The sequence below is a fragment of the Streptomyces sp. P1-3 genome (assembly GCF_050613155.1).
Lineage (GTDB): Bacteria > Actinomycetota > Actinomycetes > Streptomycetales > Streptomycetaceae > Streptomyces.
In genome coordinates this window covers 3,820,432-3,838,689 of sequence record NZ_CP192512.1, presented here as the reverse complement: position 1 = coordinate 3,838,689, position 18,258 = coordinate 3,820,432, and the positions used below count along the sequence as shown (strand labels likewise).

General features: G+C 70.2%; 15 protein-coding genes and 2 pseudogenes. 9 read left to right on the top strand and 8 right to left on the bottom strand.

Annotated elements, in window-relative coordinates:
* Nucleotides 1-21: 21 nt before the first annotated feature.
* From ACQUSR_RS16375 to ACQUSR_RS16350, 6 genes and pseudogenes are all read left to right on the top strand, one after another.
* Nucleotides 22-1,674, top strand: coding sequence for a PP2C family protein-serine/threonine phosphatase (locus tag ACQUSR_RS16375; protein WP_431043306.1), 1,653 nt, complete (start codon nucleotides 22-24; stop codon nucleotides 1,672-1,674).
* Between the two features lie 22 nt (nucleotides 1,675-1,696).
* Nucleotides 1,697-3,130, top strand: coding sequence for an FtsW/RodA/SpoVE family cell cycle protein (locus ACQUSR_RS16370; protein WP_431043305.1), 1,434 nt, complete (start codon nucleotides 1,697-1,699; stop codon nucleotides 3,128-3,130).
* Nucleotides 3,127-4,602, top strand: a complete 1,476-nt coding sequence (locus ACQUSR_RS16365; protein ID WP_431043304.1) for a peptidoglycan D,D-transpeptidase FtsI family protein — start codon at nucleotides 3,127-3,129, stop codon at nucleotides 4,600-4,602. Before ACQUSR_RS16370 ends, ACQUSR_RS16365 begins: the two co-directional genes overlap by 4 nt.
* Before the next feature lie 202 nt (nucleotides 4,603-4,804).
* Nucleotides 4,805-6,790, top strand: a complete 1,986-nt coding sequence (pknB, locus tag ACQUSR_RS16360) for a Stk1 family PASTA domain-containing Ser/Thr kinase (protein ID WP_431043303.1) — start codon at nucleotides 4,805-4,807, stop codon at nucleotides 6,788-6,790.
* Nucleotides 6,791-6,987: 197 nt separating this feature from the next.
* Nucleotides 6,988-7,648: pseudogene (locus tag ACQUSR_RS16355) on the top strand (helix-turn-helix domain-containing protein); the annotation flags it as partial.
* 38 nt (nucleotides 7,649-7,686) lie between these two features.
* Nucleotides 7,687-7,847 (top strand): annotated as a pseudogene (locus tag ACQUSR_RS16350) (DUF397 domain-containing protein); the annotation flags it as partial.
* Nucleotides 7,848-7,865: 18 nt separating this feature from the next.
* Here ACQUSR_RS16350 and ACQUSR_RS16345 read toward each other — a convergent pair.
* The 6 genes from ACQUSR_RS16345 to ACQUSR_RS16320 form a co-directional block, all read right to left on the bottom strand.
* Entirely contained in the window at nucleotides 7,866-8,603 is a 738-nt protein-coding gene (locus tag ACQUSR_RS16345) for a class E sortase (protein WP_431043302.1), read from the bottom strand.
* A gap of 53 nt (nucleotides 8,604-8,656) precedes the next feature.
* Complete coding sequence (locus ACQUSR_RS16340; RefSeq protein WP_431043301.1) at nucleotides 8,657-10,378, bottom strand: class E sortase; 1,722 nt, start codon at nucleotides 10,376-10,378, stop codon at nucleotides 8,657-8,659.
* Complete coding sequence (locus ACQUSR_RS16335; RefSeq protein WP_304462855.1) at nucleotides 10,375-11,028, bottom strand: aminodeoxychorismate/anthranilate synthase component II; 654 nt, start codon at nucleotides 11,026-11,028, stop codon at nucleotides 10,375-10,377. The genes ACQUSR_RS16340 and ACQUSR_RS16335 overlap by 4 nt, the downstream gene beginning before the upstream one ends.
* Nucleotides 11,025-11,201, bottom strand: a complete 177-nt coding sequence (locus tag ACQUSR_RS16330) for a hypothetical protein (RefSeq protein WP_431043300.1) — start codon at nucleotides 11,199-11,201, stop codon at nucleotides 11,025-11,027. Before ACQUSR_RS16330 ends, ACQUSR_RS16335 begins: the two co-directional genes overlap by 4 nt.
* 97 nt (nucleotides 11,202-11,298) lie before the next feature.
* Nucleotides 11,299-12,069: a class E sortase gene (locus ACQUSR_RS16325; RefSeq protein WP_431043299.1), complete on the bottom strand. Its 771-nt coding sequence runs from the start codon at nucleotides 12,067-12,069 to the stop codon at nucleotides 11,299-11,301.
* Between the two features lie 39 nt (nucleotides 12,070-12,108).
* Nucleotides 12,109-12,879 (bottom strand): DUF881 domain-containing protein, encoded by a 771-nt coding sequence (locus ACQUSR_RS16320; protein ID WP_431043298.1) that lies wholly within the window; start codon nucleotides 12,877-12,879, stop codon nucleotides 12,109-12,111.
* A 148-nt stretch (nucleotides 12,880-13,027) separates the two neighbouring features.
* Between ACQUSR_RS16320 and crgA the strand changes: the two genes are divergently transcribed.
* Nucleotides 13,028-13,285 (top strand): cell division protein CrgA, encoded by a 258-nt coding sequence (gene crgA, locus ACQUSR_RS16315; protein WP_431043297.1) that lies wholly within the window; start codon nucleotides 13,028-13,030, stop codon nucleotides 13,283-13,285.
* Nucleotides 13,286-13,675: 390 nt separating this feature from the next.
* Here crgA and ACQUSR_RS16310 read toward each other — a convergent pair whose 3' ends face one another.
* Nucleotides 13,676-14,566: a rhomboid family intramembrane serine protease gene (locus ACQUSR_RS16310; RefSeq protein ID WP_431043296.1), complete on the bottom strand. Its 891-nt coding sequence runs from the start codon at nucleotides 14,564-14,566 to the stop codon at nucleotides 13,676-13,678.
* Between the two features lie 121 nt (nucleotides 14,567-14,687).
* A complete protein-coding gene (locus tag ACQUSR_RS16305; RefSeq protein ID WP_431043295.1) occupies nucleotides 14,688-15,221 on the bottom strand; it encodes a peptidylprolyl isomerase in 534 nt (177 codons plus the stop codon).
* A gap of 230 nt (nucleotides 15,222-15,451) precedes the next feature.
* Between ACQUSR_RS16305 and ACQUSR_RS16300 the strand changes: the two genes are divergently transcribed.
* Together ACQUSR_RS16300 and ACQUSR_RS16295 are read left to right on the top strand one after the other, a co-directional pair.
* Nucleotides 15,452-16,177 carry a DUF5324 family protein gene (locus tag ACQUSR_RS16300; protein WP_431043294.1) on the top strand — a complete coding sequence of 242 codons (726 nt, stop codon included), beginning with the start codon at nucleotides 15,452-15,454 and terminating at the stop codon, nucleotides 16,175-16,177.
* Between the two features lie 281 nt (nucleotides 16,178-16,458).
* A complete protein-coding gene (locus ACQUSR_RS16295; protein WP_431047625.1) occupies nucleotides 16,459-18,201 on the top strand; it encodes a sensor histidine kinase in 1,743 nt (580 codons plus the stop codon).
* Nucleotides 18,202-18,258 lie beyond the last annotated feature (57 nt).

The following is an 18,258-nucleotide window of genomic DNA, read 5'->3' as shown; positions in this document are numbered from 1 at the left end:
GACGACCGGAGGGTGGGCAGCGTGGCCGCGAAGGGGCTGTTCCCGGAGCCGACGGGTGAGGTGCGCATGAGTCTGTCGCTGCGTTTCGCCGCCGGATCGCACAAGGGCATGATCCGCGAGGGCAACGAGGACTCCGGCTATGCCGGGCCGCGCCTGCTCGCCGTCGCCGACGGCATGGGCGGCCAGGCCGCCGGTGAGGTCGCGAGCTCCGAGGTGATCTCCAGCCTCGTGCAGCTCGACGACGACGTGCCCGGCTCCGACCTCCTGACCTCCCTCGGCAGCGCCGTGCAGCGCGCCAACGACCAGCTGCGGGTCATGGTCGAGGAGGACGCCCAGCTGGAAGGCATGGGCACCACGCTCACCGCCCTGCTGTGGACCGGGCAGCGGCTCGGGCTGGTCCATGTCGGCGACTCGCGCGCCTATCTGCTGCGGGACGGGGTGCTCACCCAGATCACGCAGGACCACACGTGGGTGCAGCGGCTGGTCGACGAGGGCCGGATCACCGAGGAAGAGGCCACCACCCACCCGCAGCGCTCCCTGCTGATGCGCGCGCTGGGCAGCGGCGACCATGTGGAGCCCGATCTGTCGATCCGCGAGGTGCGGGCCGGGGACCGGTATCTGATCTGTTCGGACGGCCTGTCCGGGGTGGTCAGCCACCAGACGCTGGAGGACACGCTCGCCAGCTACCAGGGCCCGCTCGAGACGGTGCAGGAGCTGATCCAGCTCGCGCTGCGCGGCGGCGGCCCGGACAACATCACGTGCATCGTCGCCGACGTGCTGGACGTCGACGACAACGAGGCCCTGGCGGCGCAGCTCAGCGACACCCCGGTCATCGTGGGCGCGGTCGCGGAGAACCAGGTGCAGCTGGGCGACGGCGGCGCCGCGCAGACCCCGGCGGGCCGGGCGGCCGAGCTGGGCCGTTCCGTGCCGCAGCAGGGGGACGCTCCGGGGGGCTTCGGGCCGCCCGGGAGCGGGGACCCGTCGCTGGGCGGGCTGCCGGAGGGCGGCTTCGGCGGGTACGTCGACGAGGACTTCACCAAGAAGCCGGCCCGCGGCAGGTGGGTCAAGCGGAGCCTGTACATCGCGCTGAGTCTGGCGGTGCTCGGCGGCGGCCTGTACGGCGGCTACCGGTGGACGCAGACCCAGTACTACGTGGGCGCCAACGGCGACCATGTGGCGGTCTACCAGGGCATCAGCCAGGACCTGGCGTGGATCAGCCTCAACGAGGTCCATGAGGACTTCCGCGACATCGAACTCAAGTACCTGCCGGTGGACCAGCGGGAGCGGGTCAAGGAGACGATCGCGTTCAGCAGCCTGGGCCAGGCCCGGGACAGGGCCCATGACCTCGGCACACTGGCGAGCGCCTGCCGCAAGGTGGAGGAGCGCCGGAAGGCCGAGGAGGAGCGGCGGAAGGCCGAGGACGCCCAGAAGGACCTGAGCAAGGACAAGGGCCAGACGGGCGGCGCGGGCGGCGGGAGGACCGAGCAGAGCAAGGCCCCGGGCGGCACTGCCACGAGCACGCCCCCGGGCGGCACCGACAGGGCCGAAGGCACGGAGATGGTGGCGCGCGCCGCGCAGGCCGCGCCGACCCCGACTCCCGCGCCGAAGCCCGGCCCCACCCTCACGGCGGAGGAGCAGGAATTGGCCTCGCAGTGCAGCAGCGCCCAGCAGTGAAGCCGTAGGGGGCCTTCGACTCATGAGCAGTACCACCAACACGACCACGATCAGTACGGTCGGGCCGCCCAGCAGGCGCAACACCGAGCTGGCGATGCTCGCCTTCGCGGTGATCATCCCGGTTTTCGCGTACGCCAACGCGGGTCTCGCGCTCAGTGACGAGCTGCCGTCCGGCCTGCTGAACTACGGCCTGGGGCTGGGCCTCATGGCCGCTGTCGGCCACATCGTGGTGCGCAGGTTCGCGCCGTACGCCGACCCGCTGCTGCTTCCGCTGGCGACGCTGCTCAACGGTCTGGGCCTGGTGCTGATCTGGCGGCTGGACCAGTCCAAGCGGCTGGCGCAGACGGCCCACGCCCAGGGGCACGAGTACATCGCCTCCGCCCCGAAGCAGCTGATGTACTCCGCGATCGGCATCGCGCTGTTCGTCGCCGTGCTGATGCTGCTCAAGGACCACCGCAGGCTCCAGCGCTACACCTACATCTCGATGGTCGGGGCGCTGGTCCTGCTGCTCCTGCCGCTCGTGCCGGGCCTGGGCATGAACGTCTTCGGCGCCCGGATCTGGATCAGCGTCGCGGGGTTCTCCATCCAGCCCGGTGAGTTCGCGAAGATCGTCATCGCGGTCTTCTTCGCCGGGTATCTGATGGTGAAGCGGGACGCGCTGGCGCTGGCCAGCCGGCGTTTCATGGGCCTGTACCTGCCGCGCGGCCGCGACCTGGGCCCGATCCTCGTGGTGTGGGCGATGTCGATCCTCATCCTGGTCTTCGAGACCGACCTGGGCACCTCGCTGCTGTTCTTCGGCATGTTCGTCGTCATGCTGTACGTGGCGACCGAGCGCACCAGCTGGATCGTGTTCGGTCTGCTGATGTCCGCGGTCGGCGCGGCGGTCGTCGGCTCGGTCGAGCCCCACGTGAAGCTGCGGGTGAACACCTGGCTGCACCCCTTCGCCGTCTACGACAACCCGCGCCCGAGCTGGGCCAACACCGAGCAGATCGCGCAGGCGATGATGGCCTTCGGCTCCGGCGGCACCGTCGGCACGGGCCTGGGCCAGGGCAACTCCGACCTGATCGGCTTCGCCGCGAACTCCGACTTCATCCTCGCCACGGTCGGCGAGGAGCTGGGCCTGGGCGGCACGATGGCGATCCTGCTGCTCTACGCGTTGATCGTGGAGCGCGGGGTGCGGACGGCGCTGGCGGCCCGCGACCCGTTCGGCAAGCTGCTGGCCTGCGGTATGTCCGCCGCCTTCGCGATCCAGGTGTTCGTGGTCGCAGGCGGCGTCATGGGGCTGATCCCGCTGACGGGTATGACGATGCCGTTCATGGCGAACGGCGGTTCGTCGGTGATCGCGAACTGGGCGCTGGTGGCCGTACTGATCAGGATCAGTGACACCGCCCGCCGCCCGGCCCCGGCGCCCGCTCCGTCCCCAGACGCCGAGATGACCCAGGTGGTCCGACCGTGAACAAGCCTGTCCGTCGTATCGCGATCTTCTGCGGTCTGCTGGTCTTCGCCCTGCTGCTGCGCGACAACTGGCTGCAGTACGTGCAGGCGGAGGACCTTCAGAAGCACAAGAACAACCGCCGGGTGCTGATCGCGCGCTACAACCAGGCGCGCGGCAACATCTTCGTCGACGGCGGCTCGACGGCGATCACGGGCTCGGTCGAGACCAAGGACAGCGCCGACTTCAAGTACAAGCGCACGTACAAGAACGGCGAGATGTGGGCGCCGGTCACCGGCTACGCGTCCCAGGTCTACGGCGCCAACCAGATCGAGAAGCTGGAAGACGGCATCCTCACCGGCGACGACGACCGGCTGTTCTTCAACCGGACGGTCGACATGTTCACCGGTAAGGAGAAGAAGGGCGGCGACGTCATCACGACGCTCAACTCCAAGGCGCAGAAGGCAGCCTTCGAGGGGTTGGGCAACAAGAAGGGCGCCGTCGCCGCGATCGACCCGCGCACCGGCAAGATCCTCGCCCTCGCCTCCACCCCGTCGTATGACCCGTCGACCATCGCCGGTCACAAGGACGAGAAGGCGTGGACGGCGCTGACCAGCAAGAAGAACACCGACACGCCGATGCTGAACCGGGCGCTGCGGCAGACCTACCCGCCGGGCTCGACGTTCAAGGTCGTCACCGCGGCCGCCGCCCTGGAGGACGGCAAGTACAGCAGCATCGACGAGAAGACCGACTCGCCGCTGCCGTGGCGGCTGCCGCTGTCGTCGAAGAACCTGGAGAACGAGGGCCCCATCCCCTGCGAGAACGCCACGCTGCGGGAGGCCCTGCGCGTCTCCTGCAACACCGTCTTCGGCAAGCTCGGCGACGATCTCCGCAAGGACAAGATGCGCGAGCAGGCGGAGAAGTTCGGCTTCAACGATCCGGAGATCGACACGCCGGTGCGCGCCGCCGAGAGCGTCTACCCGGAGGAGATGGACCGGCCGTCGAACGCGATGTCCGCCATCGGCCAGTACGACACCCGCGCCACCCCGCTCCAGATGGCCATGGTGGCCGCGGCGATCGCCAACGACGGCAAGCTCATGGAGCCGTACATGGTCGACAAGCTGCGCGCCCCGAACCTGAACGTCATCGAGCAGCACTCGCCGAAGGAGCTGCGCCAGGCCGTGTCCTCGGACACCGCTCACAAGCTCCAGGACATGATGGAGACGGTCGTCGCCACCGGCACAGGCACCAAGGCCCAGATCCAGGGGGTCACCGTCGGTGGCAAGACCGGCACGGCCCAGCACGGTGTGGCGAACAGCAAGAACCCGTACGCGTGGTTCATCTCGTACGCGAAGGGCAACGACGGCTCCCCGGTCGCCGTCGCCGTGGTCATCGAGGGCTCGGACACCACTCGTGACGACATCGCGGGCGGCAGGCTCGCCGCGCCCATCGCACGCGACGTGATGAAGGCGGTACTCGACAGCGAGAAGAAGTGAGCCTGGTCACGCCGTGATACCGATTCCGCACGTCGCTGTACCGGTCGGGTATCAGGTAACGGTCACGGCCGGGGCCCGTACAGGCTGGCGGGTAGCGTATGCCCGAGCAACAGCAGCACATCGCCGGGCCCCACGCCTGGGGGCACCTCCCAGCGGCCGCGCTGGGGGCGGTCGGGAATGACGGAAGAGGGCTGGAGTAGCTATGGAAGAGCCGCGTCGCCTCGGCGGCCGGTACGAACTGGGCTCGGTGCTCGGGCGCGGTGGCATGGCCGAGGTCTACCTCGCCCATGACACCCGGCTCGGCCGCACCGTCGCCGTGAAGACGCTGCGGGTGGACCTCGCCCGCGATCCGTCTTTCCAGGCCCGGTTCCGCCGGGAGGCCCAGTCGGCCGCCTCGCTCAACCATCCCGCGATCGTCGCGGTCTACGACACCGGCGAGGACTACGTCGACGGCGTCTCGATCCCGTACATCGTGATGGAGTACGTGGACGGCTCCACCCTCCGTGAGCTGCTGCACTCCGGGAGAAAGCTGCTGCCCGAGCGGACGCTGGAGATGACCACCGGCATCCTCCAGGCGCTGGAGTACTCGCACCGCAACGGCATCGTCCACCGGGACATCAAGCCCGCGAACGTGATGCTGACCCGCACCGGCCAGGTCAAGGTCATGGACTTCGGCATCGCCCGCGCCATGGGCGAGTCCGGGATGACGATGACGCAGACCGCGGCCGTCATCGGCACCGCGCAGTACCTCTCCCCCGAACAGGCCAAGGGCGAGTCCGTCGACGCCCGCAGCGACCTGTACTCCACCGGCTGCCTGCTGTACGAGCTGCTGACGGTGCGCCCGCCCTTCGTCGGCGACTCCCCGGTCGCGGTCGCCTACCAGCACGTACGGGAAGAGCCGCAGCCGCCGAGCACGTACGACCCCGAGATCACCCCCGAGATGGACGCGATCGTCCTGCGGGCGCTGGTCAAGGACCCTGACTACCGCTACCAGTCGGCCGACGAGATGCGCGCCGACATCGAGGCGGCCCTGGAGGGCCAGCCGGTCGCGGCGACGGCCGCGCTGGGCGCCGCCGGCTACGGCGAGGACCAGCCGACGACGATGCTGCGGGCCCAGGACTCGGGCCCGCAGACGTCGATGCTGCCGCCGATGCGCGACGACGACGGCGGTTTCGGCTACGACGAGCGACCGGACCGCCGCCGCGGTGGCGGTGGCGGCGAGAAGAAGAGCCACACGTCGACGATCCTGCTGGTGCTCGCGGGCATCCTGGTGCTGGTCGGCGCGATCTTCATCGGGAAGTCGGTGTTCGGTGGGGGCAAGAACGACGACACGGTGACGGTGCCGTCGCTGCAGGGGCAGACGTTCCCAGAGGCCCAGGCAGCGGGCAAGAACGGCGACTTCAAGGTCGAGAAGGCCGGGACGAAGTTCTGCGAGGAGAAGAAGAACACCGTCTGCGACCAGAACCCGAAAGCCAACACCGAGGTCGAACGGAACGGCACCGTCCAGGTGTGGCTGTCCAAGGGGCCGAAGCCAGCTGAGAAGGTCCAGGTCGAGGACGTGACCGGGCAGGACTTCGAAACGGCTAAGGCGGCGCTGAAGGCCAAGGGCTTCGACGTCCAAAAGAAGACCGAGGAGTCCGACCAGCCCGCCAATTTGGTTCTCAGCCAGGACCCGCCCGGCGGCGAGACGGTCGCGCGGGGTACGGCGGTCACACTGACCGTCGCCAAGGCGCGGACCCAGCTGACCGTCCCATCGGTGATCGGCATGACCTTCGAAGAGGCCAAGGCCAAGCTTGAGAGCAAGGGCCTGAAGATCCAGTCGGTGGAGGAGGAGAAGCCCGGCGCCGAGGTGGGGAAGATCTTCGAGCAGACCCCCGAGGGCGGCAAGGACGCCGTTAATGGCGACACCATCAGCGTGAAGATCGCGAAGCAGCCCGCGACCCCGGAGAACGTCCAGGTCCCGGCGCTGTCCAACATGTCGCTCAAGGACGCCAAGAAGACCCTTGAGGACATGGGCCTGACCGTCGGCTCCATCGCCGGGCCGCAGGACGACAACGCGACCGTGATGTCCAGCATGCCGGGCGCGGGTTCCGAGGTGCCCAAGGGCACGGCGATCAATCTCTTCACCATGCCCGGCCAGGGCAACGGTAACGGCGGTGACGAGGGCGACGGCGGCATATTCGGATAGCCGCCAAGGCGGACGCACCGACGCATAGCCAGTCACTTCACAGAGAAATCGCCGGACACCTCGCTGGTGTCCGGCGATTTCCCTATGCATGCCTCAGTAGCGGTCCGCGGCGCCGATGTCCTCTCCCTCACGGGCGATCGACAGGGGCAGCCGGGGACGGGCGGTCACCGCGCCGCCGCCTTCGTGCCGAGAGACCCGTGGGAGCCGACGTCGACGCCGTGGATGGCCAGGACGCGGGCGATGTACGGGCCGTAGGGCCCGTCGCGAGGGTCTTTTACAAAGCGTGCATTCACGATCACAGCTCCGGCGTAGCCTCAACACGCCTCCACGAGGGGCTGACGCAGCAGGATCTGGCGGAGAGGGTGCGCTACCAGCCGCCGTACATCAGCAAGATCGAGAACGGGATCGTCCTGGAAAGCGAGAAGTTCGCCGTAGCCTGCGACAAGGCGTTCAACACCAGTGGGTTCTTCTCGCGCCTTCGTGAGCGCATCAGCCGACGAGGGCACCCATTATGGTTCGAGCCGTACGTGAAGCTCGAAGCACAGGCGGTCAGCATCCTCGACTTCTCCACCACGCTGATCATGGGCATGTTGCAGACGGAGAACTACGCCCAGGCGGTCTTCCACGCCGCCAACCCGCGCGCCGAGCTCAACACGATCAAGGAGAGTCGAGGTGGGCGGCCCTGCGCTCATGCGGGGGCAGATGGAACATCTGGTGGCGGCAGCGGAGTCCCCTCACGTCACCATTCAGGTGCTGCCCTTCTCGGCCGGAGCCCCGGCGTCCCACGCGCCTTTCACCTTGCTGACCTTCGGCAACGCTCCCAGCGTCCTCTACACGGACAACCTGCCGAGTGGGCAGTTGCACGACTCTTCAGGCGCGGTGGAAGAGGCGACGGCAACGGCGGACAGTGCGTCGAGGTCGCCCCTGCGTTCGCCTCCGCCGGTGTCGTTCCCGTACGCGACAGCAAGGACCCCAGGGCCCCGCGCTGACCTTCTCGGCCGACGGCTGGTCGTCGTTCGTCTCGGCCGTCAAGCGCGGAGAGTTCCCCGGCGCCTGAGCGCCGCTCCGCAGCCGCTCAGCGGATCTCCTCCGGCGGGGTGCGGTCCTTGTCGACCTTCTCCGTGCGGACCAGCTCGCCCCACACGATGTAGCGGTACTTCGAGGTGTAGACCGGCGTGCACGTGGACAGCGTGATGTAGCGGCCCGGCTTCTTCTTGCCCGACTCCTCGGGGACCTGGTTCAGGACGCCCACGTTGAACTTCGAGGTCTCGTCGAGCTTCCCGAAGACCTTGTAGACGTACCAGGTGTCGCGGGTCTCGAAGACCATCGGATCGCCGTCGTCCAGGTCGTCGATGTTGTGGAACTTCGCGCCGTGTCCGTCACGGTGCGCGGCCAGCGTGAAGTTGCCCTTCTTGTCCCACGGCATGGCGGACTTGACCGGCTTGGTGTAGAAGCCCGCGACGCCGTCGTTGAGGATCTTGGTCGTGGTGCCCCGCTTGACCAGGATCTCGCCTTCCTTCAGCGCCGGTACGTGCAGGAAGCCGATGCCGTCCTTGGTGTCGAGCTTGCCCGGGCCGTGCGCCCAATGGTCACGGACCCGGTCGCCCTGCCGCTTCGCCTCGCGGTCGGCGAGCACGTTCGTCCACCAGAGGGAGTACAGGACGAACAGCGCCATGACCACGCCGACGGTGATGAGCAGTTCGCCCAGGACGCTGACCGCGGTGGCGATCCGGCCGCGGGCGCGGCGCGGGCGCGGGGCCGGTTCCGGCGCGGACTCGCTGTCCTGTCGTTCGTCCTGCTCGGTCCGTGCCACCGCCGGGTACTCCGTTTCTCGCGCGAGCTCTCGCTCAGCCGACGCTTTCTCGCTCAGCCGACCAGCGCGTCCGGCTTGCCCTCGCTGCGCGGCCGCTCGTCGACCATCTTGCCCCACACGATCATCCGATACGTACTGGTGAACTCGGGCGTGCAGGTGGTGAGGGTGATGTAGCGGCCGGGGGCGGTGAAGCCGGATCCCGTCGGCACCGGCTTGATGACGGAGACGTTGGACGGCGGCGTCTGCGGCATGATGCTGGTCATCTCGTACGTGAAGAAGGTGTTCTGCGTCTCCACGACGATCTCGTCGCCGGGCTTGAGGCGGTTGATGTAGCGGAACGGCTCGCCATGCGTGTTGCGGTGCCCGGCGACCGCGAAGTTGCCCTTCTTGTCCCACGGCATCGCGGACTTGAGCGCGCCCTTCGCGTAGTGGCCGACCATGCCGCGGTCGAGGACCTTGTTCTTGCTGATGCCTTCGGCGACCGGGACCTTCACGTCGAGCTTGGGGATGTACATGATGGCGAACCCCTTGCCGGGCGCGAACGCGCCCGGCGCCCGCTCGTCCCCGTGCTCGGCCCACTGCTTGTGGAGCTTGTCGGTCTCGCGGTTGGCGATCTGGTGGGCCCTGATGTTGGTCCACCACAGCTGGTAGGTGACGAAGAGCAGCATCAGCACGCCGAGGGTGATGAACAGTTCGCCGGCGAGCCGGCTGACGACGACGCCGGGGCCGTCCTTGCGGGCGCGGGCGGCGCGCCGGGCCTCCAGCCGGGTACGGGGCGCCGTCCTGGCGGTGCTGCCGGTGCCGGCAGCTTTCGGGCCGGAGGCTGCCGAGCCGGGGGCCGCGGGGCCCGTGGCCGTGGCGGTGTGCGCGGCGGTGGCGGTGTTCGCGGCCGCGGCGGTGGCGGATGAGCGGCGTCCGCGTCTGCCGCCCCTGCGGGCGGCCTCCTGGGCGGCCTTGCGGCGCGCGGCCCGGCCGCCCGGCGCAGGTGCCTCCTCGGACGCGGTTCTCTCCGGTTCGGGCGACTCGGGCGGCTGCGGCGACTCGGGGGTCCGCGGTGGCGGCACCTCCCGTGGGACCTCCCCGGCGCCGTGCGGCACCTTGCGCAGCGCGACGGTCTCGTCGTCGCGGGGCGGTGGCACCGTCCCCGGCGCCGTCCGCGGCCGGGGCTCGTGCGGCTCCCGGGCCCCCGGCTCCGGCCCGGACCCCGATCCCGGTCCGGCCCCCGGCTCCGGCCGGGAGGGCGGCTCCGCCTCGGACCCTGGCTGCGGCTCCGACCCGGGCCCTGGCTGCGGCTGCTGCTGCGGTGGCTGCTGCTGCGGCAGCGGCTGTGCCCACGATGGCGCCTGCGTATATGCCCACGACGGCGGCCGTGACCGCGGCCGCGCGGTGCGCAGCCCCATGGTCTCGTCGTCCCGCACCGACTGTTCGTATCCCACCGGTGTTTCGTACCGCACCGACCGTTCGGGCGGCAGCGGGACACGGCCGTAAGCGGCGCTGTTCGGCGGCTCCTCCACTCCCGGAGCCGCTCCGAGCGTCGCCCCGAGCGCCGCTCCCGGCGGCTCCCCCGCCCCCGGCACCGCCCCGGGCACCGGCGGCGGCAGCGGGTCGTTGAGCGGATCGTCGAGCCGGTCGACGGCCGCCGCGAGCGCGGCCCGCTCCCCGTACGCGTCATGCGTCTCGTACGCGTACGTGTCGTACGTGTCGTACGCGTACGGCGCAGGCTCCTGGGAGTCCTGATCCGCGCCCCCCTCACGCTCGGGGCGGAGTGCGGTCACTCGACGGCCTTGCCGCCGACCATGCCGACCACTGGCGCAAGCCCCTCCGAACGTCGTATCGCGCCGGTGTCCCCGCACGTCACCAGCCAGTTGGCGAGCATGCGGTGGCCCCATTCGGTGAGTACGGACTCGGGGTGGAACTGCACGCCCTCGACCGGGAGTTCGCGGTGGCGCAGCCCCATGATGATGCCGTCGTGCGTACGGGCCGTGACCTCCAGCTCGTCCGGGACGGTGGCGGGTTCGGCGGCCAGCGAGTGGTAGCGGGTCGCGGTGAACGGCGAGGGGAGCCCGGCGAAGACGCCCTTGCCCTCGTGCTCGACCAGCGACGTCTTGCCGTGCAGCAGCTCGGGGGCGCGGTCCACCACGCCGCCGTACGCGACGGCCATGGACTGCATGCCGAGGCAGACGCCGAAGACCGGTACGCCGGTGGCGGCGCAGTGGCGCACCATGTCGACGCAGACACCCGCCTCCTCGGGGGTGCCGGGTCCCGGCGACAGCAGGACGCCGTCGAACCCGTCCTGCGCGTGACTGAGGGAGACCTCGTCGTTGCGGAGCACCTCGCACTCGGCGCCGAGCTGGTAGAGGTACTGGACGAGGTTGAAGACGAAGCTGTCGTAGTTGTCGACGACGAGGACGCGTGCCTTGCTCACCGGTTGTCCGCCATTCCCTCGTCCACCGTCACGTCGTTGAACGGCAGCAGCGGCTCCGCCCACGGGAAGACGTACTGGAAGAGCACATAGACGATGCCGAGCACGAGCACGATCGAGATCAGTGCCCGAATCCACGCGTTGCCCGGCAGATGCCGCCAGATCCAGCCGTACATGCCGTCCCTACTCGCCGATGACCAAGCTGTGCGCGGCACCGGAGACGAGCACCGGAGCGCAGCAACAGAGTAAGGGGCGGAGGGCGGGGCCGGAGGGTCAGCCGGGCAAAGTGTCCGGCTTCCCGAGGGCGGCGGGCGAGGTGCGCTCCAGGTGTGCCCAGACGATCAGCCGGTGGCTGTGTCCCCATTCGGGGTCGCAGGTGGTGAGGGTGAGGTAGCGGCCGGGGCGGCGGTAGCCGGACCGGTCGGGCACGGGTTCGATGACGCCGGTGTCGGAGGGCACGGTGCGGTACGGCTTCGCGTCGATGCGGTACGTGTACCAGGCGGTGCCGTCGGTGAGCACCACGGCGTCGCCGGGGCGCAGCCGGGGAAAGTCCTTGAACGGGTCGCCGTAGGTGCGGCGGTGGCCGGCGACCGCGAAGTTGCCGGGGGCGCCGAGCGGGGCGGTGCCGGTGTAGTGGCCGAGGCCCTTCTTGAGGGTGCCGGTGGCGGTGCCTTCGAGGACGGGCTTGGCCCAGTCGCGGCCGAACCGGGGGATGTACATGATCGCGAAGGACTCGCCGCGGCCGTGGCGGGCGCGGGCCCCCGGGCCGGGGTCGGCGCCCGGTGGTGCCGGATCCTCTCCGGAGCCGCCGCCGGCGTCCGGACCGGCGTCTGGACCGGCGTCCGTATCCGCGCCTGTGTCCGTATCGGTGCCGGTCACCGCGCCGGTCGACCAGCGGTCCTGGAGGCGGTCGATCTCGCGGTCCATGGCGGCGTCGGCGCGTACCCCCGTCCAGTACAGGACGTAGACCACGAACAGCACGATCAAGGTGCCCAGGGTGAGGCAGATCTCGCTCAGCGTCCTGACGACCGTCCGCACCCTCATCGGCTGCTCCAGCTGGCCTACGGCCGCTCCTTGCGGCTGCTACTTCACGGGCTGTGCCTGATGCAGGTCCACTGTGCCGGAGTAGCCCGGAAGAGTCATCGTGTCGTGCTGGTCGACATCCCAGCCGAGTCCGTAGGCCTCGACGTACCCCTGGTAGTTCTGGATCGCGGGGGACTCGGCGAGCGCGCGGCGCAGCGCGTCCGGGTCGCCGACGGCGGTCACCTTGTACGGCGGCGAGTAGAGCCGGCCCTGGAGGATCAGGGTGTTGCCGACGCAGCGGACGGCGCTGGTGGAGATCAGCCGCTGGTCCATGACCCGGATGCCCCGCGCGCCGCCCTGCCACAGGGCGTTCACGACGGCCTGGAGGTCCTGCTGGTGGATGACCAGGTCGTTGGGCTGCGGCTCGGGCACGCCGGGAATGCGGGCGGTGGCGTCGGCCGGGGCGTCGGAGAGCGTGACGGTCAGGGCCGCGCCGCGCACGGGGCGGGTCCCGGCGGCCTTCTCCAGGGCGGCGAGGCGGGCGTCCTCCTCCTTGGTGCTGCCGTCGTCCCGGCGGGCGAGCCCGTCGACCTCGGAGCGGACCCGGCCGGTGCTCTCCTCCAGGTCGGCGTTCTTCCGGCTGCGCTCCTGGATGAGGTCGGACAGCCGCAGCATCGACTCGTCGCTGCGCAGATCGGTGCCCTTGGCGGTGTTGAAACTCATCCAGAAGATGAGCCCGGCGAGGGCGAAGATCGCCAATGTCAGCAGCCGCATCGGACGGAAGGAGGGGCGACGTGGTGCCGGGGTGGGGGAGTCAGCAGAATTGCTCAACGTACCCTTACTCCTTACGACGCCGCGGAAGCACTACGCTAACGGACGCCGGGGGATGGAAGAGCTGCTCCGCCGCCGTCCGGCCCCGGCGCCAGCCGTCCCTATAGTTTCCGCGCGGTCACGCAGCGCATCGACAGGAGAGTTCCTCGTGCCGAAGTCACGGATCCGCAAGAAGGACGACTACACGCCGCCGCCCGCGAAGCAGGCCACCTCCATCAACCTGAACTCGGGCCGCGGCTGGGTCGCCCCGCTGATGTTGGCCATGTTCCTGCTCGGTCTGGTGTGGATCGTGCTGTTCTACGTGACCGATGCGCAGTTGCCGATCGAGGCGATCGGCAACTGGAACATCGTGGTCGGCTTCGGGTTCATCGCCGCGGGGTTCGTGGTCTCCACCCAGTGGAAGTAGGCGCTTCCGGCTCCTCCCCGTGAGCGCCTCCCGGCCACCCCTCCCCAGAGGTGTCCACAGAGTTATCCACAGCAGGGGAAAAACTCAGAAGATCTGTGGATAACCTCTGTGAGGTTGACGCCGGTCTGACTGCGCAGGTGGCGCACCGACGCCGGCCATGCCGGTCCTGGGCTGGGGAAACGCCGGGATCCGCGGATCTGCGCGGTCACGGGCGGTCTCCTCCACAGGAGGTACGAGATCGAACACCTGCTGTGGACAACATCGGCACCGGGGTCCGCGCGCGTGGGTGAGACGTACCGCCTGTGACTAGTGGGCCTAAGCGCCTGTGGCCCCGGTGGAACGTACGCGCCCGTGTGGCTACGGGACTGCCCGGGCTCGCGGCTCGCCGCCTCAGCCGAGCTGGGCCGTCCGCACGCACACCAGGACGACGACGGCCAGCAGCACCAGCGCGTACGTTCCGCGCTGGACGAGGGCGCGGTGCTCGCGCGGTGCGTGCACCAGCCCGTAGGCGACCGCCGTGCCGGTGATCAGACCGCCGATGTGGGCCTGCCAGGCGATGTCGCTCAGCGCGAAGGTGAAGACCAGGTTCAGCCCGAGCAGGATGAGGACCGGCCGCATGTCGTAGTTGAGGCGGCGCATCAGCACCGCCGTGGCGCCCAGCAGACCGAAGATCGCGCCGGAGGCGCCCAGCGAGCCCTGGTACGGCTCGGCGATCAGATAGGTCAGCGCGCTGCCGCCGAGGGCGGACAGCAGATACAGCGCCAGGAAGCGGGCGCGACCGAGCGCGGCCTCCAGCGGCGGGCCGAGCCACCACAGCGACAGCAGGTTGAACGCGATGTGCATCGGCTCTTCGTGCAGGAAGGTCGCGGTCAGAAGCCGGTACCAGTCGCCTTCGGCGATGCCCTCCAGCTCCATGGTGCCCGGCGTATGGGCCTGGCCGACCAGCATCAGGTCGTCCAGCAGCCGGTCGCCGTACGCCAGGACCGCGATCCACAGGGCGAGGTTGATCCCCAGCAGGATCTTGGTGATCAGCCGCGGGTCCGCGGCCAGCGACGCACCGGATATGGTGCGCGGCTGTATCGGGGCGCGCCGCGGGGCGTGGCCGCCGGGGCCCGCGGCCGGGGCGGACGCGGCGTGCGCGCCGTGCACGCACTCGGGGCACTGGAAACCGACCGAGGCACTGACCATGCACGCGGGACAGATCGGCCGCTCACAGCGTGTGCAGCTGATGCCGGTCTCCCGGTCCGGGTGCCGGTAGCAGCAGACCGCCTGGTCTTCCATGTCTCCCCTTGCCCTGTGTGTTCGCTTGCCTGACCGAACCGCCCCGCCTGCCCTCAAGACGGACGGGCGGGGCACAGGGTTCCCGTACGAACTGGTCTCCCGGACGGTCTCCCGGAAGCGATCAGCCTTCGCGCTTCTCCACGACGACGGACTCGATGACGACGTCGTTGACCGGGCGGTCGGTGCGCGGGTTGGTCTCAGTGCCGACGATCGCGTCGACGACCTTCTTGCTCGCGTCGTCGACGACCTCGCCGAAGATGGTGTGCTTGCCGGTCAGCCAGGTGGTCGGCGAGACCGTGATGAAGAACTGCGAGCCGTTGGTGCCCGGACCGGCGTTGGCCATGGCCAGCAGGTAGGGCTTGTTGAACGACAGGTCCGGGTGGAACTCGTCCGCGAACTTGTAGCCGGGGCCGCCGGTGCCGTTGCCCAGCGGGTCACCGCCCTGGATCATGAAACCGCTGATGACGCGGTGGAAGACCGTGCCGTCGTAGAGCTTGTCCGTCGTCTTCTGTCCGGTCTTCGGGTTGACCCACTCGCGGGAGCCCTCGGCGAGCTCGACGAAGTTCTTGACCGTCTTCGGGGCGTGGTTCGGCAGGAGCCGGACCAGGATGTCGCCGCGGTTGGTCTTCAGGGTGGCGTAGAGCTGCTCGGCCACGATCTACCTTCCATAGTCTTCACTGACCCTTCCGATCCTCGCATGGACCCGGGCACGAGGAGCAACCACGGCGCTGGGCGCGGGCACGGGTCGCCCTGTGGCCGCCGCTCGGGGAGGCCCGTTATGCCCCGGATGCCCGCTCTCGCATGCCGCGCGGCTCACCGGCAGGCATGATCTCCAAGTGGGGACAGTCCCGGATCCCGGAGTACGCGACCGAGGAGGAGGATGCCGTGACCCGCACTGACAGCGTGCGCGCCGCGACCGGCACCGCGAAGGACAGCGTTCTGCACGCCGCGGAGGTGGTGGCGCCGTACGCCGGCACGGCCAAGGACGCCGCCGCGCACTACGCCCACCAGGCCCGCGCCCGGCTGGGGCCCAAGGTCTCCCACGCCGCGCACCGGGCCGGAGACGCGACCGCGGCCTGGTACCACGGGCCGGTCGCCCGCCAGATCGAACACGCCCGCTGCGCGCTCCCCCCCAGGGTCGACGCCGCCGCGACGCGCGCCGCGACCCGTACCCGCAAGGCCGCGCGCCACGCCGCCGACTACACCGCGCCGCGCATCGAGCACGCGGTGACCGCGACCCGCGCCGCCGCCCAGCCCGCCCGCGAGGAGGCCATGGCCCGTGGTACGGCCGCCCTCGCCGCGCTGCGCGGCCAGGTGAGCGCGGGGGAGATCGCCATGATCGCCAGGCACCGCGCCCGCCGGGCCCGCACCCGGCGGGTGTTCAAGCGGTTCACGGCGGGTGGCCTCCTGGCGGGTGGGGCCTACGCCGCCTGGAAGTGGTGGGACAAGCAGGCGAACCCGGAATGGCTGGTGGAACCGCCCGCCCCGACCGAACTCGCCGAGGGCCAGCCGCTGACCTCGGTCGACGGCAGCGGCCAGGGAGGCGGCACTCCGGACGAGCGGGCCGGGCAGCAGGCACCGGAACGGAAGGAACGCGGCGACCAGCCCTGACCGCGCAAGCGGCGGAAAGCGCCTTCCTCACCATCTTCCGAAGAGCCCCATCTTCCGGAGAGCCTTCCGGATCATGCTTCCGGCGCCGGCGTGTGACTTTCGTCGTTGGCACTCGCGACCAATGGCCGATGCGGCGCCCGGCCGGGGTTCCCTAGCGTGGGCGCGTGACTCGTGTGGAATCCACGGCCCTCGCGGTGTCGGCCCGCCGGGCGCCGACGGCGCGGCTGCGTTCGGCGGCCCGGCGGCTGGCCGCCCCGGGCAGGGCTCTCTTCGCCCCCGGGATGTGGCCTGTCCGGCGCATCGTGGGCGAATCCCTGCTGGGCGTGCTGCTCGGGCTGCTGGGGGCGGGTCTCGAGGCCCTGGACACCAACAGCGTCGTGCAGATCGTCGCCGTCGGGCTGGCCGCCGCGCTGCTGTCACCGGTGCGCCGGGTGCTGCCCGCCACCGTGCTGCTGGTGGCCGCCGTCGGTTCGTCCGTGTTCATCGGTTCGTCCGTGTTCATCGGTTCGTCCGTGTTCATCGGCCTCGCGCCGCTGGTCCTTCTCGCCGCCTGGTCGGCAGGGCGGCGGATCGACGGGGTCGGCAGGGCGGTCGCCACCTTCGGCTTCGCGTACGTCCTCACCCTCGGCCTGTCCGTCCTGCGGGAACCGCGCTTCTCGCTGTCGCTCCTGGTCTTCACCGCCCTGTGGCTGCTGGTCGCGATCGTCGTGCCCGGCCTCGCCGGCCGCTACTCGTCGCAGCGCCGCACGCTGACCGACACCCTCCGGGAGTACAACGCCCAGCTGCTGCGTGAACGCGCGATGATCGCCGGACAGGCCCGGATACGGGAGCGTCAGCGCATCGCGCAGGACATGCACGACAGCCTCGGCCATCAGCTGGCGCTGATCTCGGTGCACACCGGCGCGCTGGAGGTGGACCGCGAGCTCACCGGGCGGCAGCGGGAGGCCGTGGGGGTGCTGCGCGAGGCATCGGTGGCCGCGATGCACGAGTTGCGCGAGGTGGTGGGGCTGCTGCGGGACGGCACGGAGGCCCCCGGCCACGGAGGCGCCTCCCAGGCCCTTGAGGCCATGGGGGAGGAGGACGCCAAGGCGCCGTCGCGCGGGGTGGCCGGTATCGACGGCCTGGTGGAGGCGTCCCGGGGCGCCGGTGCGGCCGTGCAGCTGCGGCGCTCCGGCGAGCCGCGTCCGCTCGCCCCGACCGCCGACCACGCGGCGTACCGCGTCGCTCAGGAGGGCCTGACCAACGCCCACAAGCACGCCCCGGGCGCCACGATCACCATCGAGTTGCGGTACGAGCCGGACTCGCTGGTCGTGGAGGTCGCCAACGGCCCCGCACCGGAGAGCGCGGACGCCGGCCGGAGCACGGTCAGCGGTGGTCAGGGCCTGACCGGGCTCGGCGAGCGGACCCGGCTCATCGGGGGCATGGTGCACGCGGGCCCGACGGCGGAGGGCGGCTTCCGGCTGGCGGGCGTGCTGCCGTACACCTCGCCGCAGGGCGGTCTCCCGAGCCCGTCGCCCAGCGGCGCGGCGCCGACGTTCGTCGATCCGGCCGGCGACTTTCGGGAGCAGATTCCGGCGGGCTCCCTCGGCGAGGGTGATCCGGTCATCGACTGGAACGGCATGCCGAAGGAGCTGGCCAAGGCAATGAACAGGGACAAGAAGAGGAGCGGCATAGCCATCGGCTGCGGGGTGGCGGCGCTGATCGGCCTGGCGCTGGTGGTCGCGGTGGTCGTCGGGGCCTTCCTGTTCATAAGTGAGGCGGACAAGGCCATGATCGAGCCGAAGCAGTACGACGCGGTGAAGGTGGGCCAGTCCGAGAAGGAGGTCCGCGACAGGCTGCCCGGTGGGGACTCGTTCCTGACCGACGGCCTGGACAAGGGTGCGCCGCCGGAGCCCGAGGGATCGAAGTGCGTCAGCCTGATGTCCACGGAGTCCGGCAGCAGTTGGGACAAGGACCCCGTCTTCCGGTTCTGCTTCAAGGACGGCAAGCTGATCGAGAAGAGGTCCTTCGAGGTCAAGAACTGAGGAGGACCGGACCGTGAGGTCCGGGGGCGGCTCGATCGGGGATGATGGCGAGGTGCC

Excerpts from the sequence above, each read along its gene's own strand:
- ACQUSR_RS16370 (WP_431043305.1), top strand. The coding sequence starts at position 1,697 with ATGAGCAGTACCACCAACACGACCACGATCAGTACGGTCGGGCCGCCC.
- pknB (WP_431043303.1), top strand. The coding sequence starts at position 4,805 with ATGGAAGAGCCGCGTCGCCTCGGCGGCCGGTACGAACTGGGCTCGGTG.
- ACQUSR_RS16330 (WP_431043300.1), bottom strand. The coding sequence starts at position 11,201 with ATGTACGGCTGGATCTGGCGGCATCTGCCGGGCAACGCGTGGATTCGG.
- ACQUSR_RS16325 (WP_431043299.1), bottom strand. The coding sequence starts at position 12,069 with ATGAGGGTGCGGACGGTCGTCAGGACGCTGAGCGAGATCTGCCTCACC.
- ACQUSR_RS16310 (WP_431043296.1), bottom strand. The coding sequence starts at position 14,566 with ATGGAAGACCAGGCGGTCTGCTGCTACCGGCACCCGGACCGGGAGACC.
- ACQUSR_RS16295 (WP_431047625.1), top strand. The coding sequence starts at position 16,459 with ATGTGGCCTGTCCGGCGCATCGTGGGCGAATCCCTGCTGGGCGTGCTG.